Annotated in this window: 24 protein-coding genes; 12 read left to right on the top strand and 12 right to left on the bottom strand. The window is 69.9% G+C overall.

Going from position 1 to position 22,884, the window contains the following annotated elements:
- From E6A26_RS01890 to E6A26_RS01910, 5 genes are all read right to left on the bottom strand, one after another.
- Positions 1-1,567: radical SAM protein (locus E6A26_RS01890; protein WP_136609508.1), on the bottom strand; the 1,567-nt coding region annotated here is incomplete at its 3' end.
- A gap of 67 nt (positions 1,568-1,634) precedes the next feature.
- A complete protein-coding gene (locus E6A26_RS01895) occupies positions 1,635-1,970 on the bottom strand; it encodes a DUF427 domain-containing protein (RefSeq protein WP_136609509.1) in 336 nt (111 codons plus the stop codon).
- A gap of 14 nt (positions 1,971-1,984) precedes the next feature.
- Positions 1,985-2,776: a Crp/Fnr family transcriptional regulator gene (locus tag E6A26_RS01900; protein ID WP_234864903.1), complete on the bottom strand. Its 792-nt coding sequence runs from the start codon at positions 2,774-2,776 to the stop codon at positions 1,985-1,987.
- On the bottom strand, positions 2,773-3,231 hold the full coding sequence (locus E6A26_RS01905) for a hypothetical protein (RefSeq protein WP_234864905.1): 459 nt from the start codon (positions 3,229-3,231) through the stop codon (positions 2,773-2,775). Before E6A26_RS01905 ends, E6A26_RS01900 begins: the two co-directional genes overlap by 4 nt.
- 113 nt (positions 3,232-3,344) lie before the next feature.
- Entirely contained in the window at positions 3,345-4,703 is a 1,359-nt protein-coding gene (locus E6A26_RS01910) for a dihydrolipoyl dehydrogenase family protein (RefSeq protein ID WP_136609510.1), read from the bottom strand.
- Positions 4,704-4,789: 86 nt separating this feature from the next.
- On the opposite strand from E6A26_RS01910, the gene E6A26_RS01915 reads away from it, so the two are divergent.
- From E6A26_RS01915 to E6A26_RS01940, 6 genes are all read left to right on the top strand, one after another.
- The gene (locus E6A26_RS01915; protein WP_211128902.1) at positions 4,790-5,446 is read left to right on the top strand and encodes a class I SAM-dependent methyltransferase; all 657 of its coding nucleotides are present in this window, start codon (positions 4,790-4,792) and stop codon (positions 5,444-5,446) included.
- A gap of 152 nt (positions 5,447-5,598) precedes the next feature.
- Positions 5,599-6,000: a DUF427 domain-containing protein gene (locus E6A26_RS01920; RefSeq protein ID WP_136609512.1), complete on the top strand. Its 402-nt coding sequence runs from the start codon at positions 5,599-5,601 to the stop codon at positions 5,998-6,000.
- A 2-nt stretch (positions 6,001-6,002) separates the two neighbouring features.
- Positions 6,003-7,355 carry a dihydrolipoyl dehydrogenase family protein gene (locus E6A26_RS01925; protein ID WP_136609513.1) on the top strand — a complete coding sequence of 451 codons (1,353 nt, stop codon included), beginning with the start codon at positions 6,003-6,005 and terminating at the stop codon, positions 7,353-7,355.
- Positions 7,352-8,404, top strand: coding sequence for a prolipoprotein diacylglyceryl transferase (gene lgt / locus E6A26_RS01930; protein WP_136609514.1), 1,053 nt, complete (start codon positions 7,352-7,354; stop codon positions 8,402-8,404). The genes E6A26_RS01925 and lgt overlap by 4 nt, the downstream gene beginning before the upstream one ends.
- A 294-nt stretch (positions 8,405-8,698) precedes the next feature.
- On the top strand, positions 8,699-9,190 hold the full coding sequence (locus tag E6A26_RS01935) for a CDP-alcohol phosphatidyltransferase family protein (protein ID WP_136609515.1): 492 nt from the start codon (positions 8,699-8,701) through the stop codon (positions 9,188-9,190).
- A gap of 290 nt (positions 9,191-9,480) precedes the next feature.
- On the top strand, positions 9,481-10,203 hold the full coding sequence (locus E6A26_RS01940; protein ID WP_136609516.1) for a mycothiol-dependent nitroreductase Rv2466c family protein: 723 nt from the start codon (positions 9,481-9,483) through the stop codon (positions 10,201-10,203).
- A 341-nt stretch (positions 10,204-10,544) separates the two neighbouring features.
- On the opposite strand, the gene E6A26_RS01945 is transcribed toward E6A26_RS01940, so the two are convergent.
- On the bottom strand, positions 10,545-10,763 hold the full coding sequence (locus E6A26_RS01945; protein WP_136609517.1) for a nuclear transport factor 2 family protein: 219 nt from the start codon (positions 10,761-10,763) through the stop codon (positions 10,545-10,547).
- 318 nt (positions 10,764-11,081) lie between these two features.
- Positions 11,082-11,681: a TetR/AcrR family transcriptional regulator gene (locus tag E6A26_RS01950; RefSeq protein WP_136609518.1), complete on the bottom strand. Its 600-nt coding sequence runs from the start codon at positions 11,679-11,681 to the stop codon at positions 11,082-11,084.
- 121 nt (positions 11,682-11,802) lie between these two features.
- On the opposite strand from E6A26_RS01950, the gene E6A26_RS01955 reads away from it, so the two are divergent.
- Genes E6A26_RS01955 through E6A26_RS01965 form a run of 3 tightly spaced genes read left to right on the top strand, consistent with a single transcriptional unit; the run spans position 11,803 to position 13,612 of the window.
- Positions 11,803-12,417, top strand: a complete 615-nt coding sequence (locus E6A26_RS01955; RefSeq protein WP_136609519.1) for a DUF6230 family protein — start codon at positions 11,803-11,805, stop codon at positions 12,415-12,417.
- A gap of 32 nt (positions 12,418-12,449) precedes the next feature.
- Positions 12,450-12,857, top strand: coding sequence for a DUF6114 domain-containing protein (locus E6A26_RS01960; protein ID WP_234864907.1), 408 nt, complete (start codon positions 12,450-12,452; stop codon positions 12,855-12,857).
- Positions 12,854-13,612, top strand: coding sequence for a hypothetical protein (locus tag E6A26_RS01965; protein ID WP_136609520.1), 759 nt, complete (start codon positions 12,854-12,856; stop codon positions 13,610-13,612). Before E6A26_RS01960 ends, E6A26_RS01965 begins: the two co-directional genes overlap by 4 nt.
- A gap of 106 nt (positions 13,613-13,718) precedes the next feature.
- On the opposite strand, the gene katG is transcribed toward E6A26_RS01965, so the two are convergent.
- Complete coding sequence (gene katG, locus E6A26_RS01970; protein ID WP_136609521.1) at positions 13,719-15,896, bottom strand: catalase/peroxidase HPI; 2,178 nt, start codon at positions 15,894-15,896, stop codon at positions 13,719-13,721.
- A 278-nt stretch (positions 15,897-16,174) separates the two neighbouring features.
- Between katG and E6A26_RS01975 the strand changes: the two genes are divergently transcribed.
- Positions 16,175-17,179, top strand: coding sequence for a LacI family DNA-binding transcriptional regulator (locus E6A26_RS01975; protein WP_136609522.1), 1,005 nt, complete (start codon positions 16,175-16,177; stop codon positions 17,177-17,179).
- Positions 17,180-17,284: 105 nt separating this feature from the next.
- Here the strand turns inward: E6A26_RS01975 and E6A26_RS01980 are convergent, their stop codons facing one another.
- Genes E6A26_RS01980 through E6A26_RS01990 form a run of 3 tightly spaced genes read right to left on the bottom strand, consistent with a single transcriptional unit; the run spans position 17,285 to position 20,517 of the window.
- Positions 17,285-18,193: a carbohydrate ABC transporter permease gene (locus tag E6A26_RS01980; RefSeq protein ID WP_136609523.1), complete on the bottom strand. Its 909-nt coding sequence runs from the start codon at positions 18,191-18,193 to the stop codon at positions 17,285-17,287.
- Position 18,194: 1 nt separating this feature from the next.
- The gene (locus E6A26_RS01985) at positions 18,195-19,139 is read right to left on the bottom strand and encodes a carbohydrate ABC transporter permease (protein WP_136609524.1); all 945 of its coding nucleotides are present in this window, start codon (positions 19,137-19,139) and stop codon (positions 18,195-18,197) included.
- Positions 19,140-19,164: 25 nt separating this feature from the next.
- A complete protein-coding gene (locus tag E6A26_RS01990; RefSeq protein ID WP_136609525.1) occupies positions 19,165-20,517 on the bottom strand; it encodes an extracellular solute-binding protein in 1,353 nt (450 codons plus the stop codon).
- A 534-nt stretch (positions 20,518-21,051) separates the two neighbouring features.
- Between E6A26_RS01990 and E6A26_RS01995 the strand changes: the two genes are divergently transcribed.
- Positions 21,052-21,267, top strand: coding sequence for a hypothetical protein (locus E6A26_RS01995; protein ID WP_136609526.1), 216 nt, complete (start codon positions 21,052-21,054; stop codon positions 21,265-21,267).
- 36 nt (positions 21,268-21,303) lie between these two features.
- On the opposite strand, the gene E6A26_RS02000 is transcribed toward E6A26_RS01995, so the two are convergent.
- Entirely contained in the window at positions 21,304-21,870 is a 567-nt protein-coding gene (locus tag E6A26_RS02000) for a TetR/AcrR family transcriptional regulator (protein ID WP_136609527.1), read from the bottom strand.
- 78 nt (positions 21,871-21,948) lie between these two features.
- On the opposite strand from E6A26_RS02000, the gene E6A26_RS02005 reads away from it, so the two are divergent.
- On the top strand, positions 21,949-22,845 hold the full coding sequence (locus E6A26_RS02005; protein WP_136609528.1) for an SDR family oxidoreductase: 897 nt from the start codon (positions 21,949-21,951) through the stop codon (positions 22,843-22,845).
- The last annotated feature ends 39 nt before the right edge of the window (positions 22,846-22,884 follow it).

The raw sequence follows: 22,884 nt of genomic DNA on the forward strand, positions 1-22,884 counted from the left end.
TGCGCTCCGGCATCGTCCCGTCGGGGGCCGGGTGCCCGCCGTCGGCCGCTGTCTTGGAGCCGTACGGGGTCGGGGCGAGGAGGTGCTGGATGCCGGCGGCGTTGGGGGCGACGTCCGCCACCGGGACGCCGGACATCTGGGCGCGGACCTGCTCGCGGTAGCCGACGGAGTTGTAGGCGCAGAAGGGGATGAGCCGCCCGTCGGGGGTGATCTCCTCGACGCAGCACTTCATGAGCTGCTTGACGTTGAGGGTGTAGGGGTCCTGGAAGTCCTGGACGACGATCATGAACGCCTTGTCTCCGAGATCCTGCGCTGCGGCCGGCAGGTCGATGCCGCAGCTGGCGCATTCGAGTTCGGCTGCGGTGGCCTGAAGGCTACGAGCCGTGGTGTCGGAGCCTATGCTCGCGGAGGCGCTCCAGAGGGCTTCCAGTGCGGTGCGGACGTCCGGGTCGGGCAGGACGCGGTTGGTGACGTAGTCCATGTACTCGTCGAGGTCGATCAGGCGCGGGATCGGCACCACGGTGGTGCCCTCCTCGGTCCTGTCGACGAGGAGGTAGGTGATGGAGCGGCAGGTGGGGAAGCAGCACGGGACGGGGAAGAAGTCCGCAGGGGTGAACCAGTCCGGGCACTGCTCGGCGACGAGCCGGATCACATCGGGATTGGTGAGCCGGTTCAGGGGGTCGAACTCGTGGTGGCGGCCGGAGTGGGTGATCGGCTGGAACGCGACCGAGCGCACGGCGGGGTGCTCGATGCCGAACCGGACGATGTCCCCGACCTCGTGTTCGTTCAGGCCGCGTTCGACGGCGGCGACGAGGGTCACGGGGATGCCCTCCTCGGCGCAGTGGTCCAGGGCGCGGCGCTTGCGCTCGAGGAGGTTCTTCCCGCGCAGGGCCAAGTGGGTGGACTCGTCGAAGCCGTCGAACTGCAGGTAGACGCTGACCGTCTTGCCGGGCCTGCGGTTGCGCTCTCCGAGGGCTTTGACGAATGCCCTGTCGGTCGCGAGGCGGATGCCGTTGGTGTTCAGGGTGACGGTGCGGATGGGCCGTTCCTGGGCGAGGTCGATGAAGGCCAGGATGTCCTTGTGGATGGTCGGCTCCCCGCCGGAGAGCATGACGACCTCGGGCTCGCCCTCGGCTGCGACGAAGGCGTCGAGCATGGTGGCGCACTGCTCGGGGGTGATGGAGTAGCCGTCGGGCTGGTGGCCGGAGTCGGCGAAGCAGATGGGGCAGTCGAGGTTGCAGTTGGTGTTGACCTCGATGATGCCCAGGCAGGCGTGCTGCTTGTGGGCCGGGCAGAGTCCGCAGTCGCTCGGGCACCCCTCGGCGATCTCGGTCTGGGTGGCCAGGGGCAGGGTGCCGGGCTTGTTGTACTTGGCCGAGGAGAGGTAGGCGTCGGCGTCGCTGTAGACGAGGGCCTCGAACTGGCCGTGCTCGCGGCAGCGCTTGCGCAGGTAGACCTTCGAGTCCCGGATGTTCACCTCCGCGTCGAGGACGGCCTTGCAGACCGGGCAGATGCTCTTGGTGTACTCGACGAAGACTTCGTTGCGGGTTGTGCGTTCGATGCTCATGCGGCGAGGGTTCCTAACCAGGTCGTGGTCCAGTCGTGGTCCGGGAGGGCGCCCGGCTGCGGTCCCCTCATCGGTGCTCTTCCCGAATGGTGATGCCGGTGCCCTGCTCGAAGGCGATCATGCCCTTGATCCGGCGCGCGAGCGGGGACGGGTGGGGGTAGGACCACGCCGCGTTGCGGACACTGATGCCGTAGACCTCGGCGTGGTGGTAGCGGGCGATGCCCTTCCAGGGGCACAGGGTCCGCAGCCAGCTGCCGGCGAGGGTGCCGGGCCGGATCGAGTCGGGAGGGAAGTAGTGGTTGCCCTCCAGGTAGACGGTCTGGTCGGAGCGGGCGATGCAGGTGTCCCCGTACCAGGCGGTGACGGTGGGGTGAGCGCCGGATCCGTGGGCGGCGGGTGCCATGGCGTCCTCTCCTCTCATGCGGTGCCGCGGGCGATGGCTCTGAGGCGGGCGGGGTCGGTGAGGGTGATGCGTCCGCGGCCCTGGCGGATCAGGCCGCGGGAGGCGAACTCGGAGAGGATCTTGCTCGTGGCCTCGCGGGTGGCCCCCAGCAGCCCTGCGACCTGCTCGTGGGTGAGCCTGATCGTGGGGGCGCGCCCGAACCGGGACGAGGAGGGCCATTGGGCCATGCCGAGCAGGGTGGAGGCGACCCGGGCCGGCAGCGGCCGCAGCGCCAGGTCGGACAGGCGGCCTTCGAGCTCGGCGACGCGTTCGCCCAGGAGCCGGGAGATGCGCACGGCGATGCGCGGGTCAGAGAGCAGGAATCGCTCGACGTCGTCCACTCCGAGCTGGCAGACCATGGCGTCCTCGATGGCCTCCGCGTAGCTGTCGTACATGCGCTGGCCGACCAGGACCATCTCGCCGAACACGGCGCCGGGCTCCAGGATGGCCATGGTCAGGGCCTTGCCGTCCTCGGTCACCCGGAAGACGCGCACCCGGCCGGTCTTGAGGATGAACAGGGCCTTGACGGGCTGGGCCTGGCTGTAGAGCAGCTCGCCGCGGCGGAACAGCCTCGCGGGGGCCATCATGTCCATCTCGCGGATCTCCGCTGCGGACAGGTCGACGAAGAGGTCGACCTCGTTCAGGCAGGCGAACGCCCCGCCGTCGGCCAGGAGGGCGTCCAGCGGGTCGCTCTCGCGTGCCTGCGGGGACCAGGGCACGGCCCTGGCGGCACCGGAGGCGACCTCGTCGCCGCAGTCCTCGTTCACGCGTGCGCCTTCCGGACCACCGCCACGGCGACCAGGGCCAGGATGATCCCGTAGACGAGGTGTCCCATGAGCGAGAGCATAGCCGTCGCGTTCAGGGCGAGGACGGGCATCCCGAGCATCATCGGCATTGCCAGCAGCGGGCCGATGATCCACAGGACCACCCCGTAGACCAGGCCCGTGAGGCTGCCCCTGCCGTACGAGTGCAGGAAGCGGCCGAAGAACAGGGTCAGGACCAGGCCGTAGACGACCGAGATCATCAGGTGGACGCCGAAGCCGACCGACGAGGAGTGGGACCCGACCATGGAGGCGATGGTGGTGAGCATGCCCATCATCGCCATGAGCATGCCGAACACCACCCCGCCGGCCAGGCCCCCGAGGGCCCCGGCGGCTGCCCTGCGGGCCAGGGCTGTGCGGCTGTGGGATGCTGCGTGCGGAACAGGCTGGGCTGCGGACATTTCAAGGACCGCCTTTCGGTTCAAGGTTGTGCTGACAGCCCTGACGCTACGGCCGCTGGCGGGGGTGTTCTGTGAACCGGTGCACACACCGGGCAGCAGCGCTGCGGCTCCCTTCACCGCAGTGCCCTCCGCAGGGCCAGCAGGAGCCGGAGCGCGGCCCGCGGCAGCGGGGAGGCCAGTGGCCGCAGCTGTTCCTGGATGGCTGCGGCCCAGAGGCCGTCGCTGTGGGTGGGGTAGGCGTGCACGGTGCTGGCCAGCTCCGCGGCCCTGAGCCGGGCGTGCACCGCCAGGGACAGCTCGCCGAGGGTCTCTCCGGCCCGCGGGCCGACGATCGTGCCCCCGATGACCCGTCCTGCACGGTCCAGGACGATCCGGGTGAACCCAGCGGTGTCGGCGTCGGCGACGGCCCGGTCCACGCGGGTGTGCGGGACGGTGACCGTGCGCGGGGCCCCGGGCACGGTGGGCTGGCCGACGGCGGCGACCTCCGGGGCGGTGAACGTCACCCTCGGCCCGGGCACGGGGCTGACGCGCCGGCGGGTGCCCAGCACGGCGTTGGCTGCGGCGATCGCGGCGTGGACGCCGGCGGTGTGGGTGTGATGGCTCCTGGCGGTGGCGTCCCCGGCCGCCCACACTCGGGGGTTGGCGGTCCGCAGGGACGTGTCCGTGAGGATGTGGCCCTGGTCGTCGAGGCGGATCCCCGCCTCGACCAGGCCCATCCCGTGGGTTCGGGGGTCCTTGCCCGTCGCGGCGAGCAGACGGGTGAAGGGCACGCGTTCGCCGTGGGCGGTGAGCAGGGACCGGCCCGCAGCGTTGCGGGCGGCGGCCATGGCGCCGCTGCCGGTGATCACGCGCACCCCGTCGGCCTCCAGTGCCGCCCGGACCATGGCGGAGGCGTCGGGGTCCTCCCCGGGCAGCAGCCTGGGCGAGGAGGCGACGGCCGTGACCTCGGCGCCGAGGCGGGCGAAGGCCTGCGCGAGCTCGCACCCCACCGGGCCGCCGCCCACGACGGCGAGCCTGTCCGGGAGCCGGTCGAGGGACCAGACCGTCTCGCTCGTGAGGACCTCGGCGGGCTCCAGTCCCGCCAGGGCTGGAACGGCCGGGGAGGCCCCGGTGGCCAGGAGCACCGACCGGGAGGGCACGGGACGCCCGTCCACCCGCACGCCCCCGTCCGGGTCCAAAACCGCGTGCCCGTGCAGCACCCGCACCCCGGCGGCCTCCAGTGCCTGCGGGGAGTCGTGCGGGGCGATCGCGGCGACCGCGGCCCTCAGCCTGGCCATCGCCTCCTCGAAGCCGTCCCCGTCGCGGGCCGCTGCGATGAGCGCCTTGGAGGGCACGCACCCGGTGTAGAGGCACTCCCCGCCGGTACGGGCCTCCTCGACCAGGGCCACCCGCGCCCCCAGCCGGGCCGCGGCCTGCGCCCCGACCAGCCCTGCCGAGCCGCCGCCGACGACCACCAGATCGAAATCAGCCATTCGGTCCCCTCCTCGTCAAGCCCTTCCGCGCCGCTCATCCTGCCTGTGCCCTGCCCACGATGGCACAGGGATGCAACGATGGCCCTGTGGCCGCCGACCGCTACCAGTCCTTTGCACCCGTCTACGACCTGTTCGCCTGCGAGCCCGTCTACCGGCCCGGGCGCCTGGCCGGCATCACCGGGCTGGAATTGCGACCCGGGCAGACGGTCGTGGACGCCGGCTGCGGGACGGGCCTGAACTTCGCGCACCTCGAAGCCGCGGTCGGCCCGTCGGGCCGGATCGTGGGCCTCGACGCCAGCACCGCGATGCTCGGCCAGGGCCGCCACCGGATCCGGCGGAATGGTTGGACGAACGTCCACCTCGTCCACGCAGACCTCACCGCGGTGGGCCCGGCCGACCTCGCCAGCCTCGTCCACGAGGCCGCGCCGGATGTTGACGCTGTCCTGGCCACCTATGTGCTCTCCGTGGCCCGGCCCCCGGCGGCGGCCTGGGAAAGGATCCTGGCCCTGTGCGGGCCGGGGACCAGGGTCGCGGTCGTGGACATGCAGCTGCCCACCGGCACCGCCGCGGCCTTGGCGCCCTTGGCGTCCCTCGTCTGCCGCCTCGGCGGCTCCGATCCTTCAGCCCATCCCTGGACCCTCCTCGAACACGACTCTCCGGACACCCATGCCTCCTCGCTGCGCGGAGGACACATCCAGGTCCGCACCGGAAAACCGCTCAGAACAGGGCCGCTGCGGGGGTGAGTCCCACTCCGACCACTCCACCATGAGCGGGAGCCCCGCTCTGCAATGCAGATCACAGACCACCGGCACGCCGAGCCGTACGTTCGGCCCAAGACCCGCAGGCAGAGCCGCAGGACCGACACGCCAGAAACGTTGGCAGAAGGAGCGAGACGATGAGCCCGAACAGGACCTACCAGGCCGTATGGAACGGAGCGGTGCTGGCCGAATCCGACCGCACCGTCCAGATCGAGGGCAACCAGTACTTCCCACCCGAGTCGGTCAACACTGAGCACCTCCGCCCCAGCACCCACACCACTGTCTGCCCCTGGAAGGGCACCGCCAACTACTACAGCATCGAGGTCAACGGGCGCACCAACCGCGACGCCGCCTGGCACTACCCCGAGCCCAGCCCAGCCGCCGACCAGATCAAGGACCACATCGCCTTCTGGAAAGGCGTGCATGTCGTGGAGGCAGGAAAGCACGTGCCCGAGGATGGGGCCCAGGCCAAGGGCCTGCTGGGCCGGCTGCTCGGACGCGCCGGCGCCCAGCCGGCGGACGCCAACGGAGGGAACTGAGCATGGCAGAGCATGCAGACGTCATCGTCATCGGCATGGGCCCCGGCGGGGAGTCCGCCGCCGCCCGGCTGGCACAGGCAGGACTGTCCGTGGTCGGGATCGAGAAGAACCTCGTCGGAGGCGAATGCCCCTACTACGGGTGCATCCCGTCCAAGATGATGATCCGCGCCGCCGACTCCCTCGCCGAGGCCCACCGGGTCCCCGAGCTGGCCGGCACAGTCCAAGTCGCTCCGGACTTCGCCCCCGTCGCCCGGCGCATCCGCGACGAGGCCACCGACGACTGGGACGACACCGTCGCCGTCGAACGCTTCGAGAAGGCCGGCGGCCGCTTCGTCCGTGGCACCGCCCGCATCACCGGCCCCCGAACCGTCCGGGTCGACGGACGCGACTTCCACGCCTCCCGGGCGATCCTGCTCAACACCGGCACCGACCCCGCGGTCCCGCCCATCCCCGGCCTGGCCGGCACCCCGTACTGGACCAACCGCGAGGCCATCGCCGCCACCGAAGCCCCCGAATCCCTGATCGTCCTCGGCGGAGGGCCCATCGGCCTCGAACTCGCCCAGGCGTTCGCCCGTTTCGGCACCCGCGTCGAGGTCATCGAAGCCCTCGACAGGCTCCTGCCCGCCGAAGAGCCCGAAGCCAGCGGGCTGATCGAGGACGTGCTGACCGGCGAAGGGATCGGCGTCCACACCGGCACCAGGGCCGAGCGCATCGACCACGACGGGACCACGTTCACCGTCGAGGCCGGCGGCCGGGCCTACACCGCCCAGCGGCTGCTGGTCGCCACCGGCCGCCGCACCGACCTCGACGCCCTCGGCCTGGCCTCACTCGGCCTCGACACGGGCGCCCGTACCGTCCCCACCGACGAGCACCTGCGCATCGCCGAGGGCGTCTACGCCATCGGAGACATCACCGGGCACGGCGCCTTCACCCACATGTCCATGTACCAGGCCCGGATCGCCGCAGACCACATCCTCGGCGAGCAGTCGGCGGCCGAGTACCATGCCGTGCCCCGGGTGACCTTCACCGACCCCGAAGTCGGCGCCGTCGGCCTCACCGAACGCCAAGCCCGCGAGAAGGGGCTCCCCGTCGCGACCGCGATCGCCCAGGTCCCCTCCTCAGCACGCGGCTGGATCCACAAGGCCGGCAACCAGGGCCTCATCAAGCTCGTCGCCGACACCGGCCGGGGCATCCTCGTCGGGGCCACCTCCGCCGGGCCCACCGGTGGGGAAGTCCTCTCCATGCTCACCCTCGCCGTCCACGAGCGCACCCCCATCCAGCGCCTGCGGGAGATGATCTACGCCTATCCCACCTTCCACCGCGCCGTCGAGGACGCCCTCGGACAGCTCCCGTGACCACCGGACCCCACGCCCTCGCCGTCCCCGTCTACCTCCCCTCGCCGACGGTCGATGCCATCAGGCTCGGCCCCCTCGCGATCCACTTCTACGCGCTGTGCATCCTCGCAGGCATCGCCGTGGCGCTCTGGCTCACTTCCCGCCGCTGGGTCCAGGGTGGCGGCAAGCCCGGACAGGTGCTCGACATCGCGCTGTGGGCCATCCCCTTCGGCATCGTCGGCGGACGCATCTACCACGTCATCACCGACCCCGAGCTCTACTTCGCCCCCGGCAGGAACCCGTGGAACGCGTTCGCGGTCTGGGACGGCGGCCTGGGGATCTGGGGAGCCGTCGCCCTCGGCGGGCTCGGCGCGTGGATCGGCTGCCGCCGTGTGAACGCCAGCCTGCCGATGTTCGCCGACGCCGTGGCCCCCGGGCTGCTCTTCGCACAGGCCCTCGGCCGACTCGGGAACTGGTTCAACAACGAGCTCTACGGCGACCCCACCACCCTCCCGTGGGGCCTGCAGATCCACCAGATGGACCCCTCCACCGGCGCAGCCGCCGTCGGCCCGGACGGCACCCCGGTCGTCCTGGGCTACTTCCAGCCGACCTTCCTCTACGAGGCCCTCTGGACGACGGCCGGCGGTTTCGCCATCATCGTCGCCGCCCGCCGGTTCCGGCCCCCGCGCGGGGCCGAGTTCGCCCTCTACGTCATGGTCTACACCGCCGGCCGCTCCGTGATCGAGCTCATGCGCTCCGACTACGCCAACCTCATCCTCGGCCTCCGAGTGAACACCTGGGTCTCCGGGCTGGGCTTCCTCGGTGGCGCCGTCGCGTTCGTCCTCATCATCCTCAGGGCCCGACGGGGCGGGCCCGGCCCGGCCCGGCGGGGCCCAAGCGCCGGAACTGCAGGAGGCGCCCCCGGCCCAGACCAGTCCCGAGCGCCGGGCGGGGCACCCCAGCGGGAGGCAGCCACCTCTACAGGGAGGACCGCACCCGAACGACGAGAACCCGCGATCCATGGAACTGACGGTCCAGACGGGCGTCGGGCCCATGACACCATCGCCTGAGCACGCTTCCGCACCCCGCACGAAGCGTCTCCCCGGGCGGCTGGAGCACCCCCGGTCCTCCAGCCGCGCCGCCACGGACCGGTCCTCCGCGGACTCCGAGACGAAGGCTGGACCCCGGCAGCGTGGGCCCGGTTCCTCGGAAGGGCCACGCTGCGCTCGGCCAGCGAGGCGATCCGTCACGCCCCCGCACTGGCCGAGGCGACCGCCCTGCATTGGGCGTTCGCCCGTGCCGCCCCTCCACGCCGCCGGCACTGGGTCGCTGCAAGCTGGGCGCTGACTGTCACGCACCTGGGCATGCTCGAGGACCGGCGCACGCTCGGGCCCGCGAACATCCTCACCCTCATCCGGGCGAACCTCCCCGCACTGCAGGACCGCCTCGGCCCCCTGCTGCCGATCGCCGCCCTCGCCACAGATTTCCTGGACGGACGCATCTCCCGCGCCACCGCGACCCAGACTCCCTTCGGCCGCGATGCAGACTTCATCGCCGACGCCGCGGTATGGAATTGGCACGCCGCACAGCACGAGCCCAGCACATTCCTGCGGCTCGCGGCCGCGGTCGTCTGGGCCGGCCCAATTGCGGCGGTCGTCGTGTCGAGCTTCGCCGGTGCGGCGATGAAGGACGTGCCGCGCTCACCTTGGATCCGTCCCGCGGCCGCCCTCCAGGTCCTGCTCGCAGCGAGGGCTCTCCTGAGGCCGGCCATCGCGGCCCGCAGAGATCTGGACCGAACGGGCTTCTGCGGTCCGAAGAGCACCGAGAAGGCATGCGGCACACGAGGAGCGGGTTGACGGCCGCACTCTCCGGGAAGGAGGAGAACAGGCACCAACGCCCGGCCCCTGCATGAGGGCAGGAGTGTCCTTCACGACCAGCAGCCTGCGAACGAGCATTCACCAAGGAAAGGGACGGCAGGGCCCCCATTGAAGGCGAACAGTGCCGCTGCCCGTGCCCGGGCCAGGGGTGCGGGATCACGGTAGCCAAGAGCGCAGAAGCGGACCATGCCCGGATGCCAGCGCGGGAGCTGGGGGATCCGGTTGCGGCAGTGCCAAAAGAGGATGAGAGAAGGAAGAGGAGAATCGGAATGGCCGGACCTGACATCGACTACTACTTCGACCCGGTGTGCCCGTTCGCGTGGCTGACGAGCAAATGGGTGCGCAGCGTAGCGCGCCAGCGCGGCTACACCGTGAACTGGCGGTTCATCTCGCTGCGGATGCTCAATGCCCATATCGACTACGAGAGCCAGTTCCCGCCCGGGTACGAGGCCGGACACACGTCCGGCCTGCGGCTGCTCCGGGTGGCCGCGCGGGCCCGTGCCGAGCATGGGGCCGCTGTCGTGGGGCCCCTGTACGAGGCCATCGGCGCCCAGGTGTTCGATGCCGAGGACTCGGAGGGCCTGGACCCGGCCGAACGGGGCAGCCGGGCCTTCGTCGAACCGCTGCTGGCCGAGGCCGGACTGCCGGTGGACCTGGCCGAGGCGCTGGAGGACACGGGCTGGGACGCGGAGCTGCGTGCCGAGACCGACCGGGCGCTCTCCCTCACCGGGAAGGACGTCGGCACGCCGATCGTCCATTTCCGCCCACCCGAGGGCACGGCGTTCTTCGGGCCTGTGATCAGCCGACTGCCCGCCGAGGCGGACGCGGTCCTCCTGTGGGACCACGTCGTCGGACTCGCGTCGTTCCCGGGCTTTGCCGAGCTCAAGCGCAGTCTGCGGGAGCGGCCGCAGCTGCGCAGCTTCGGCGTCGCGCCCGGGGAAGCGGGCATGGAGGAGGACTGGCACGGCGGCAGCCGAAAGCTCAGGCGCTGACGGGCCCCGCCTGCGGACCGGGTTGGGTCCCAGCTGTGACCGCCGTCGACTTCCTCGTCGGCAGACTGGCCCTCTGGGGACCCTTCACCGGTAGGGCATACAGCGCGTTGCTCTCGATCGTCCTGGCCATCGAGTGCCCTTCGTACGCCTGTCGCTGGCAGGCGCAGTCAGCGAGGACGCGGGCTGCTGTGCCCGGAGCCGGAGCCGGGGCCCCGGCACGGCCGGCCGGACAGCCCGGAGCCCGGTGGCCCCGGCTCTCGAGCGAACGGACCGTGGGGTGTACCGCGATCGTGTCCGTCCGTGGAACGTCGGGCCGAGCAACCGCCAAGGACCCGGTCCCCCTACACATGGACCGTGCCGTTGGAGAGGGCGGCCATCTTGGGCCCGACACTGGTGATCTCCTCCCTGCCCGTGTAGACCCCGGAGATCGCGCTGGTCCCGGGGATCCGCCAGACAGCGTCAAGGGCGAACAGCTCGGCGGCCTCGACGAGGCTGCCCTGATCGAAGAGCTCGTAGAGCCGGCGTATGACGGCCGCCCGCGAAGGGCCCTGATCCTCCATGATGGTGCCTTTCACTCGGGGTGCGGCCGGATCCGGCCAGCCCTGTCCGCAGGAGGGCCCCAGATCCTCGCCCAGTCCTCGTCCCGGGCAGGAGACTGCGGCGCTAGGGACCAAGGACCCCAGCGGCAGGCGCTGAACGTCCCGGGCCTGGCGCAAGGGGTGGGACGAGTCGGATGGCGGATGTCCGGTTGGTCTTCCTCTAGCCGGTGACGTTTTTTCATTACGGAACGTGGTGGAGTTCCGCTTCAACGTCTAGGGGCCGCCCAGACGCTTCAAGAGGGCTCGCGGCAAGAATGCCGCGCGCCCCGCGCCCAGGCCTCAGATCCGCTGGTCAGAGATGGAGTTGACCATGCCATGCAGGGACGCCTCCAGGAACCGCACGACATCGTCGGCGCTCGTCTCCCGCTCGATCGCCAGGCTGATCAGGGTCTCCTCGGCGAACGCGACCCAGGACCGCAGTGCGACGCGCAGCAGGGTGGTGTCCTCGAGGCCGAGTTCGATGAAGGAATCGGACAGACGCTCGGCATTCAGCTCCCGCGACTCGTCCACGATCCTCCGCACCGCGGGGTCGCCGCTGGCCGTGCCCCTGACCAACGAGTAGAAAGTTCCGCGGTGCTCCTGCACGAACTCGGTGATCCTCAGAAGTGTGTCCCGGATTCGCTCGCGCGGCGCGAGGTCTTGGCGGGGAACGCTCGCGACGAGCAGGCTGTCCCGCGCCGTCGTGACCACCGCGCGGTGCATGCCCTGCCGGGTCTCGAAGTAGTGGAACACCAGCGGGCGCGAAACGCCCGCCCGGCGGGCGAGCTCGTCCATGGTCAGCTCGTCCAGCGCGTGGTCGGTCAGGAAGTTCACTCCGACCGCGATGAGCTGTGCCCTTCGGTCCTGGGGGCTGAGGCGGGCGCGTTGCGGTTCGGACACAGCAGAAAGTCTACTGATTGGCGGGACGCTGCACGGACGCCTATTGACTAGCGGTCAACAGGCTCGGTATCTTCGAACCCAGTTCCCGCCGCTCGGGGCGGGCCCTGTTCCAGGAGGATCAATGAAGTTCCCCGTCTCGCAGCGTGTCCGCAGGATGCGCGCGTCTCACGCAGGCCGCATCATCCTCGTCGCCGTGCCCTCGGCCCTTGTCGCCTCACTTCTGATGGGCGGCGTCGCCGAGGGAGCGGTGCCCGTCTCCTTCGCCGTGTCCGGCAGCCAGTTCCAGATCGGTGCCTCCAAGCTCGACGGAACCGGGTTCTCCCAGTACGCCGGCGTCGCCAAGGACACCGAAGGCAAGGACCACCCCGTGGCGATCGCCAACATCAAAAGCGCCACCCTCTCCGACCTGTGCCAGGCCGTGGTCACGGAGACTCCGCTGGGCAAGGTTGGCGTGCTCATCAAGGCCGGCGGCGGCGGCAACCCCGCCACGGCCTCCGACCTGCAGATCGGGATGACCGGGCTGAAGGGAGACGCGGCCTTCGGCAACATCCGCATCGGTGTGGACGCCTCGACGGTCAACACGGCGGCGAAGGGCTCCGCCGGTGACTTCGCGCAGGATTCCGGCAGCATTTCGATCACGAACCTGCAGCAGACGGCCTGGAGCACGCAGGCCTCGGTGTTCACCCTGACCGGGATGAGCATGCAGCTGACGGATGGGTCCCAGGGATGCTTCTGAGCCGCCGCGCGTCGACAACCACGGAAGACGGCATGCCCATGCAGTCCCGGAGCGCCACAGCGCCCGGACGGGCGGCCGCGTTCCGCGACTGGCGCCGCGGGCGGCCGTTCGTCGGCGGCCTGCTGGCCGCCCTCGGCGGGGTGGAGATGTTCTTCTCGGGGCAGCTCGATCTCGGCCACCTGCACATCCAGCTCGGGATCGAAGGGCTTCAGGCCACGGTCATCCCGATCGTGCTGGTGTTGTTGGGAATCCTGTCGGTCACCATGCCGGCCCACCACGTGTTCTATGGAATCCTCACCGTCGTGGTGGCCATCTACTCCCTGGTCGGCGTGAACATGGGCGGTTTCATCGTCGGCATGCTCCTGTCCGGGGTCGGCGGAGTCCTGGTCGTCGCGTGGATGGGCCCGTCGGGGGCCAAGCGAGGAAAGAGGGCGGAGTGAACGCGCGCCGAGCCCGCGCCGTGGCCGCCGTCCTGACCGGCTCGATCCTCGCGCTGCCCTTCACTCTGGGAGCCGCGCGGGCCCCCGAAAGCGCGCCCACCGCCCTGTGCGTGCCGGTGCTGGTCTCCTGCCCGACCTCGACGCCGGGACCGGGCACTCCCACCCAGGGACCAGCCCCCGGGCCGCTCCCCACGGTGCCCGGCACTCAGCTGCCGGACCTCGGTTCCAACCCCACCGCCCCGGCGGTCCCGGGCGTCGGCTCGACGGCGAGCCCGGACCCCACCGCGACCCCCGATCCGAAATCCACCGCCCCGGTGGCGGCGCCCCGGGACAGCGGAACGCCGGTCTTCACCAAGACGCCGGCCTCGATGGGCTCCCAGAGCCTGTCCTTCACGGGCCTCAGCTCGGTCAGCATCGTGACCGTGCCGACCGCCGACGGCAGCGGCCAACGCGCCCTGAAGATCACGGCCGAGTCGATCACCATCAACGGGTTTACCCTCACCGTGCGGCAGCCCAACGGCCCCGGCCTCGTCACATCCGCGGACAAGATGGTGCTCAGCGGGCACGTCAGCGTCTACTTGGGGTCCGTCACCGGCACGACCTCCGACGGGCGCAGCCTGACGCTCGGCACCGACACGCCTCCACCCCTCGACGACGTCGCGCCCGGCCTCCTCAGAGTCACGATGGGCCTCGTCGGGGCCACGGCAGACTCGATCACCTACACGAACACCGACCAGCGGATCGTTCAGCCCTAGCCTTCCTGCGGGACCGCCAGTGGCCGCCATCCCCGCGGGGATGGCGGCCACTGGCGTGTACAGACTGGAACCGAGCTGGGCTGGCCCGGGGCCTAGTCTTGCGGCCCTACTTCTTCAGCTCGAAGCGGTCGTTGTCCATGACCTTGACCCACGCCTTCACGAAGTCGGCCACGAACTTCTCCTGCGCGTCGTCCGAGGCATAGACCTCGGCAAGGGCGCGCAGCTCGGAGTTCGAGCCGAAGACCAGGTCCACCCGGCTGCCCGTCCAGCGGCCGTCCGAGGTGGTGTAAGTCTTCTCGGCGGCGTCGGGGATCCACTCGAGGCCGAGCTCGAGCAGGTTGACGAAGAAGTCGTTGCTCAGCGCGCCCGGGCGGTCGGTGAAGACACCGAGCTGCGAGCCGTCCCAGTTGTTGCCGAGAACTCGGAGCCCGCCCACCAGGACCGTCATCTCGGGCGCAGACAGCTTCAGCAAGTTCGCCCGGTCGATGAGAAGGTACTCGCTGGGCAGCTTCAGGAAGCCGCTGTCATGATTGCGGAAGCCGTCGGCCACGGGCTCGAGCCACGCGAACTGCTCCGTGCTGGTCTGCTCCTGGGTCGCGTCCACGCGGCCAGGTGTGAACGGCACCGTGACGTCGTGGCCGGCGGCCAGTGCGGCCTGCTCGACTCCGACGCCGCCGGCGAGGACCACGACGTCGGCGAAGGAGACCTTGACCGCCGAGGAGGCGTTGAAGTCCGCGACGATCCCCTCGAGCACGGCGATCACGGGCTTGAGCTTCTCCGGCCGGTTCACGGACCAGCTGACCTGCGGCTCGAGGCGAATGCGGCCGCCGTTGGCGCCGCCGCGCTTGTCGGAGCCTCGGAACGAGGCCGCCGCCTTCCATGCCGTGGAGACGAGGTCCTCGACGGACAGGCCCGAGGCGGAGATCTTCTCCTTCAGCACGGCGATCTCGGCCGCGCCGATGGTGTGCTCCGGCGCGGCGGGGAGCGGATCCTGCCAGATCAGGTCCTCGGCGGGGACCTCCTTGCCGAGGTACCGGGCCTTCGGGCCCATGTCGCGGTGGGTCAGCTTGAACCAGGCGCGGCTGAAGGCTTCCTCCAGCGCGCCGAGGTCATCCTTGAAGCGGCGCGAGATCGCCTCGTACGCGGGGTCGACGCGCAGGGCGAGATCGCTCGTGAGCATGCGCGGCTCGCGGGTGCCGGAGCCGGCGTGCGCCTCCGGAACAAGGTCCGCCCCGCCGTTGTCCTTGGGGCGCCACTGCTTGGCGCCCGCCGGGGACTCCATGAGCTCCCATTCGTACGCGAACAGGATGTGGAGGAACTCGTTGTCCCAGCGGGTGGGGTGGTACGTCCAGGTGACCTCGACGCCCGAGGTGAGGGTGTCGCCGCCGTGGCCCGTTCCGTAGCCGTTCTTCCAGCCGAGGCCCTGCGCCTCGAGCGGGGCGGTTTCGGGATCGGGGCCGAGCTTGTCGGCGGGGTGGGCGCCGTGGGTCTTGCCGAAGGTGTGGCCGCCGACGATCAGGGCCACGGTCTCCTCGTCGTTCATGCCCATGCGGCGGAACGTCTCGCGGATGTCGCGCGCGGACGAGAGCGGGTCCGGGCTCCCGTTGGGGCCTTCCGGGTTGACGTAGATGAGGCCCATCTGGACCGCGGCGAGGGGGGCTTCGAGGTCGCGGTCGCCGGTGTAGCGCTCGTCGTCGAGCCACACCTTCTCGGGACCCCAGTACACGTCGTCGTCCGCTTCCCACACGTCCGGGCGGCCGCCGGCGAAGCCGAACGTCTTGAAGCCCATGGTCTCGAGGGCCACGTTGCCCGCGAGGATCATGAGGTCGGCCCATGAGATGGACTGGCCGTACTTCTTCTTGACGGGCCACAGGAGGCGGCGCGCCTTGTCGAGGCTGCCGTTGTCGGGCCACGAGTTGAGCGGCGCGAAGCGCTGCTGCCCGGCCCCGCCACCGCCGCGGCCGTCGTGGGAGCGGTAGGTTCCGGCGGAGTGCCATGCCATGCGGATCATGAACGGCCCGTAGTGGCCGAAGTCAGCCGGCCACCAGTCCTTGGAATCCGTCATGGCCTGCGCGAGGTCAGCCTTGACCGCGTCCAGATCCAGGGCGCCGAATGCCTCGGCGTAGTCGAAATCCTCGCCCAGCGGGTTGGCCACCGCCGGGTTCTTGGCAAGGATCTTCAGGTTGAGCTTGTTGGGCCACCATTCATGGTTGGCGACGCCCTGGGTCGGGTGCACACGGGGGCTGTGGGCTACCGGGCACTTGGAAATGGTGCTCTCAGACACGGTATTCCTTCCGGGGTGGGGGTTGTCGGTCGCCCCGGCGGTCAGACGGCGAGGCGCTCGCCACTCATTTAAACAGTTATTTTGAGTAAGTCAAAATAAATCGGAGGAAATCTGGGTGAACTCCGAGGGGGGCGCCCCCAACCGCCCCATTGTTAAGAACGACGTGACGAACGACGGCGCCGCCCCACCGATGCGATCAGCTCGCCGCAGCGGACGACGGCGCGGCCCCGGCCGAGCTGGTCACCGCGCCACCCCGGGGATCGCTCTAGAGTGACTGTGTGACCCAGCCTCCCGAGTCCCGCGCCCCCGGCGTCCGCGAAGTTGCGGCCGCCGCCGGCGTCTCGCGGCAGACGGTCTCGCGCGTGCTCAACGATTCGCCGAGCATCCGGCCGGAGACGCGCGAGCGGGTCATGGCCGCGATGGCGGAGCTGCGATTCAGGCCGAACCGGGCAGCGCGGATGCTGACCACCTCGCGGTCCCGGACCATTGGCGTCCTGGCCTCGTCCGCGTCGGCGCTGTACGGGCCGGCCTCGAGCCTGGATGCCGTGGAGAACGCGGCCCGGGACGCGGGCTATTTCGTCACGGTGGCCCACGCAGCCGCCCCGACGAGGGATGAGATCCTCAAGGCCTTGGAGCACCTTGTCGACCAGTCCGTGGACGGCATCGTGGTCATTGCGCCGCAGCAGCGAGTCCAGGATGTGATGGCCTCGCTTTCCCTCGGGATCCCGACGGTCGAACTGCACGGCGCTGGCACGGGGGAGGAGGCTGGCCTGTTCGTGGATCAGGTGCAGGGAGCGCGGCTGGCTGCCCGCCATCTGGTGGAGAAGGGCCACCGGAAGATCCTCCACGTCTGCGGGCCGCTCGACTGGGCCGAGGCACGGGCCCGCCGCGCGGGCTTCCTCTTCGAGGTGGAAGCCTGCGGCGCCGAGGCCGTGGTCTCGCGCGAGGGCGACTGGACGGCGGCCTCCGGCGCCGAGATCGCGGCGGAAAAGCTCGCGGACCCCAGCATCACCGCAGTGTTCTCGTCCAACGACCAGATGGCGCTCGGGATCTTGCACGCCGCGCGCCTCGCCGGTCGCCGCGTTCCGGGGGACCTCGCCGTCGTCGGTTTTGACGACATTCCGGAAGCCGCCTTCTTCGCCCCGCCCCTCACGACCGTCCGCCAGGATTTCGGCGAGTTGGGCCGACGCGCGGTGTCCCGCCTCGTGGCCCTCGTGGACGGCGGCGAGCTGAGATTTGCCGAGCCCGTGGCGCCCGCGCTCATCGTGCGCGACTCCGCCTGACGCAGCGCCGCGATGCGTGGAGGCGCGCGGCACGTGGGAAGCCGAGGGCGCGGCATGCCTCCCCCCGTGAAAGGCATGCCGCGCCCAAGCGACGCCGGCCGAGCGCTAGCCCTTGAGCCCGGTTCCCGCGACGCCCTCGACGATGCGCCGCTGCAGGAAGAAGTAGATGATGACGAGCGGCAGGGCGCCCAGGATGGCGGAGGCCTGGATGTCGGCGAGCCGCTGCCCGTACGAGCCCTGGACAGTGGCCAGCCCCACGGGGATCGTCATGAGCTTCGGGTTCGACAGGGTGAAGAGCGGAAGGATGAGGTTGTTCCAGACCGTCACGAACGTGAGGATTCCGACGGCGGAGACCACCGGGCGTGAAAGCGGCATGATGACGGACCAGTAGACCCGCCAGTAGCTCGCGCCGTCGACCCTTGCCGCCTCCTCGAGCTCCCGGGGAATCCCGTCGAAGAACTGCTTGAAGATGAAGACCGCGACGACGGCCGGCACCTGCGGGAGGATGACCGACCAATAGGTGTTGAGCAGCCCCATCGCGGCGAGCTCGCGGAAGACCGGGACCACAAGGACCTGCGTCGGAACCATGATGCCGGCGACCACCAGAAGGAACACGACCGTGCGTCCGCGGAACTGCATGCGAGACAGGGGATACGCCGCCATCGAGGCGAAGACCACCGTGAGGATGACGGTGAGCGACGACGTGATCGCGCTCGCCAGGTACCAGTTCCAGAGATCGCCCGATCCCAGGAGCACGGAATAGGAGTGATTCGTGAGTTGGGTGTCCGCGAGGATCGCGGGCGCTCCGAGCGAGGCCGTCGCGTTAGACGAGAGCGACGTCTTGATGGCCCACAGCGTCGGCAGGAGCCAGAGCAGGGCGAGGAGGCCGAGCACGATCGCCGAGGCGATTCGGAATCCGCGCGCGTCCTTCGCCTGCTGGGCCTTCGAGCGCACAGGGCCGGAGGCGGCGGCCGTGATGAAGCGGTTGTTCCGGGTTGTCTGAAGCGTGGCCATGTCACGCCTTCCTGTCTTGGGCGCGCGTGAAGAGCTCCCGCGCCGCGGCGATGAGCAGGATCACGATGAACAGAAGAACCGAAGCCGCGGAGGCGGCGCCCACGCGATCGCTCGTGAAGGCCGTGTTCGCGATGAACGTCAGGGCCACCTGGGTGGACTGCCCGGGGCCTCCGCTCGTCATGAGATAGACCTGATCGAAGATCTTGAGACTGGCGATGATCTGCAGGAGGACGACGAGGGTGGTCGTCCTGCCCAGCAGCGGGATGGTGATGAATCGAATCTGCTGCCAGGGGCTCGCCCCGTCCACCGCGGCGGCCTCGTAGAGCTCGCGGGGGATGTCCTGGAGAGCGGCCAGATAGAGGATGAAGTTGAACCCGATCGTCCACCAGACGGTGGCGGCCGCGACCCCGACCATGGCCCACGCCGGGTTGGCGAGGACGGCGGTGGGGGCGAGACCCAGCAGGGCCTGCAGCCCGTTGAGCAGGCCGGTGTTCGGCGTGAAGATGAACTGCCAGATGAGCGCGATCGAGGCGGACGGAAGGATGAACGGGACGAAGAAGGCCAGGCGGAAGAACCACTGCCCGCGGCCGACCCGATTGGTGAGCACCGCCATGACGAAGCCGAGGATGACCAGCGGCGGCGTGGTGTAGAGCGTGAACTGGACGGTGTGCCACATGGCGGCCCAGAAGTCGGGCCGAGTCAGCATCTCCCCGTAATTGGCCAGGCCGGCGAAGCTGCCGAAGCCAGACTTGACGAGGCTCGTGTTGAACAGGCTCGCGACGAGCATGTAGAGCGTCGGGCCGATGAGGAACACGAGGTAGACGATCGCGAACGGCGCGAGGAACAGCCACGCCGGCCGGCTCTGGCGGGGCCGCGCTTGCGGGGCCCCGCGCTTCGCTGAGCCGGGCCTCGCGACGTTGATCCTAGGGGTGGTGAGTGTGGTCATGAGAGTTCTCCGGTGGTTCGGCTCGTCACAGCGGGTTCGCTGCGTTCAGGTACGGAGAGAGCTGGGAGGTGATGCTGGAGAGCGCCGCGTCTGGGGACGCGAGGTGCTGCTGGACGAGGGCGATCTGCGCCCCGACGATGTTCTCGAAGACGGATCCCGATCCCGAATACCAGGCGAGGGCGTCGTAGTGCGTGTACTGGGCCACCTCTGAATAGCTGGCCTGCGGCTCGAGCCTCTGGTACTCGCTGCTGTTCAGCGTCGGGAGATACGCCGGAATGTGGCCGCCCTGAGCCCACGTCATGCTCTGCTTGAGCATGGCTGCGATGAAGCCCATGGCGCGCTGGGTCTCCTCGGGGCTCCGGTCCTTCTTGGGGAGGACGAACGTGTGGGAGTCCGCCTGGGCTGCCTTGTTGTCGAAGAGCGGCGGGAACGGCGCCATGCCGAACTTGAGTCCCTTGACCGCCTGAGCGGTCGTGAGCTCCCATTCGCCCTCGAGATAGAACGCGGCCTTGCCGGTGAACATGAGCCCCTCCGCGCCCGCGTAGTCGCTCGTCGGAGCCAGCCACCCCTGCGTGCTCATCCGCTGGATGTAGGTGAGAGCCTTGCGCGCGAGGTCCTGGTTGACCGTGATGCTGCGGCCGCTGTCCCCGAGGAATGGCGTGTTGCCGGCCATCTGCGAATACAGGGTCTGGAAGAAGCGCCACGGCGTCGCGAAGTCGCCGACGCTTGCGGACGCGACCGCGTATGAACCCGTCGCCTTCTTGGCGGCGTCGAGCGCCGCTTCCCACTGGTCAATGCCCTGGATCGGCTTGAGCTGGCCGTTGCCGTCGATCAGCCCGGCCTTCTGGCATACGTCCACGTTGTAGAAGAGGACGAACGGGTGGGTGTCGAGCGGGATCGCGTAGTTCTGTCCGCCGCGCTTCTGGTTGGCCCACGCGTTCTGGTTGAAGTCCGACGCCGCGAGGCCGGCGCCCGCGAGCATCTCGTCGGTGATCGGGGTCAGGAGATCGGCTTCCGCGAGATTCTGCATGCGCGTCAGGTGCGAGACGGCGACGTCAGGCGGCTGTCCTCCCACCGTCGCGAGCGTGAGCTTCGTGTAGTACGGATCTCCCCACGCGAACGTCGAGGCCGTGAGCGAACCGGATCCGTGGTCCTGCGAGTACTTGTCGAGCATGGTCTTGAGCCGGGCCCCGTCGCCGCCGCCGAAGAGGTTCCAGAACGTCACGGTCGAGCGGTCGAGCTGAGTGCGGGCGAGCCCTGCCGCGACCGGGGAATCGCATCCGCTCAGCAGGGGAGCCGCTCCGAGGGCGGCGGCGCCTGCGAGCACGCCGCGGAGCAGCGTACGACGGCGCAGCCCGGCTTCCGGGAAATCGGTCATTTCGCGCGGCTCCGCTCTGCGACGGCCAGTGAGCCGGGCGGCGGGCTATGGAGGGCGCCCCGCCCAGAACGAGGTCCTTGGCCATGGGGAACCCTTGACACCATCTGGGCGAGAGTGGGGGACGACATGGGTAGCTTCATTCACGGCTCCTTGCGGATGTGATGACCACCGCCTGGCTCGGCGAGACCACTTCGGTGTGATCCGAGGCTCAAGCTACATCGTTGTAATCGGATGGACAAGGGTTTGTGTGACCGGTCCCACATTGGTCAGTGTTCGCGCGTCCGAGTCCTCGTCGGCGTCTTCGCCCGGTAGGCCGCCCTGAGGCGGGGGCGAGACCATATCGATTGTTTTCCTATCCCACTTCTCATATGCAGCTATATGGTGGACAGAACCGGTTCGCAACGACGCGGACCGGCGCCCCGCAGCGCACGAGGCCCGCAAAGCACGACGCCACGGGCCGAGTCACCGCGGTCGCGGCGACCCGTATGGCGGGCGCGTGCTGGCGAGGGGCATGCGAGGGTGAGTGGGGGAGAGATGACGACCATCCCGACCGGCTATCGGCCGCTTCCATGCCCGCTGTGCAAGTCCCAGGTGAGGGTCGCGTGGGAGAACGAGGCGCCAACCGACGACGACGGGCCCCGATGGGTGCCGATCAATCCGCAGTGCACCAACTATGCGTGCGCTCTCTCGTCGTCGGACCTCGACGGCCACGAGAGGGCGCTCCTGCTCCGGTCGATCGAGAACTGGTAGGTCTGCCGCGCGGACCGCAACACGGCCCGTCAGACTTCAGAGCTTGGCTGCAAGTGCCGTGAGCTCCCTCGCGGCCTCCTTGACATAGTCCGCGATGCTCCGCGCGCTCGGGCTGGCGACCCACCGTTCGAAGCTGACCTTGAAGAGCGCCATTCCCGTCTCTGCGGCGAGCGCGGCCTCGGCCGCTCCGGCGCCGCGATCCCTGAGCGCTGACGACGCGGCCGTGCTGAGCGCCGCGAGTTTGAGCAGCTCTCGTTCCTGCAGGCTCGCGTTCGACGCGATGACCGCCGCGCGACGGCGGGCGAACTCGCGCCGCTCGTCGAGCAGGAGGCCGATCGCGGAGATGGCGGCGACGACTGCCTCGAGCGGTGCCGCAGACGACGGCGCGGCCGCGATGCTCGCCACGACGGTGGCTTCGAGCTCGGTTCCGCCGCCGAAGAGGACCTCTCGCTTGTCCGCGTAGTAGCGGAAGAAGGTGCGCTCGGTCACTCCGGCCTTCTGCGCGATGTCGGCGACGGTCGTCTGCTCGTACCCTCGCTCGGAGAAGAGCTCCAGTGCGGCTTCGAGCAGCCGTCCAGCGGCATCCGGTTCCCAACGACCCATGCTGACCAGTCTAGGTGATGACAGAGAGTGACATCATCGCTACACTCATGTCAGTAACTGACATCGAAGGGAGTTCTCATGCGCATCTTCATGACCGGGGCCTCAGGTTGGATCGGATCCGCCGTCGTCCCCGAGCTGCTCACCGCCGGTCACGAGGTCGTCGGGCTGGCCCGTTCGGACGCGTCGGCCCACGCGCTCGCGGCGGCTGGGGTCAAGCCGCTGCCGGGCGGTCTGGATGATCTCGAAAGCCTCCGTTCGGGAGCCGAGGAGGCGGACGGCGTCATCCACCTCGCGTTCAACCACGACTTCAGCGATTTCGCGGGGGCCGGGCGCACCGAGCGGGCGGCCGTCGAGACCCTCGGCGGAGCGCTCGTCGGCTCGGGCCGGCCGTTGGTCATCGCTTCCGGGGTCGCAGGGCTCGCTGTTGGCCGTACCGCCACCGAGGAGGACGCGGCTCCGAACATCGCGCCGGAGTCTGCGCGCGGCGGGAGCGAGCACCTCGCGCTCTCCTTTGCCGAGAGAGGCGTCCGCTCCGTCGCGGTCCGCTTCGCACCGACCGTCCACGGGCCGGGGGACAAGGGATTCACAGCAGTCATCGCCCGCGCCGCACGGGAGCGCGGCGTCGCGGCCTACCTCGGGGACGGCACCAACCGGTGGCCGGCCGTCCATCGCGCGGATGCCGCGCACCTCGTCCGGCTCGCCTTCGAGCGGGCCGAGCCCGGCGCCGTCGTCCACGCCGTCGGCGAGGAGGGCATCGCCACGCGCGATATCGCGGCAGCCATCGGGCGTCATTTCGCCGTGCCCACGGAGTCGGTCGGGCCGGAGGCGGCGCAAGAGCATTTCGGGTGGCTCGCGGCCCTGCTCGGCCTCGACATCCCCGCCTCCAGCCAGCTCACTCGCGAGCGGCTCGAATGGGCCCCGACCCACCAGGGCCTGCTCGAGGACATCTCGACCGGCGCCTACGGGACCCCGTAGGACACGAAGGGCGTCAGCCCGGCCGTCAGCGCCGGCCGT

This window comes from Sinomonas albida, assembly GCF_004919045.1.
Lineage (GTDB): Bacteria > Actinomycetota > Actinomycetes > Actinomycetales > Micrococcaceae > Sinomonas > Sinomonas albida.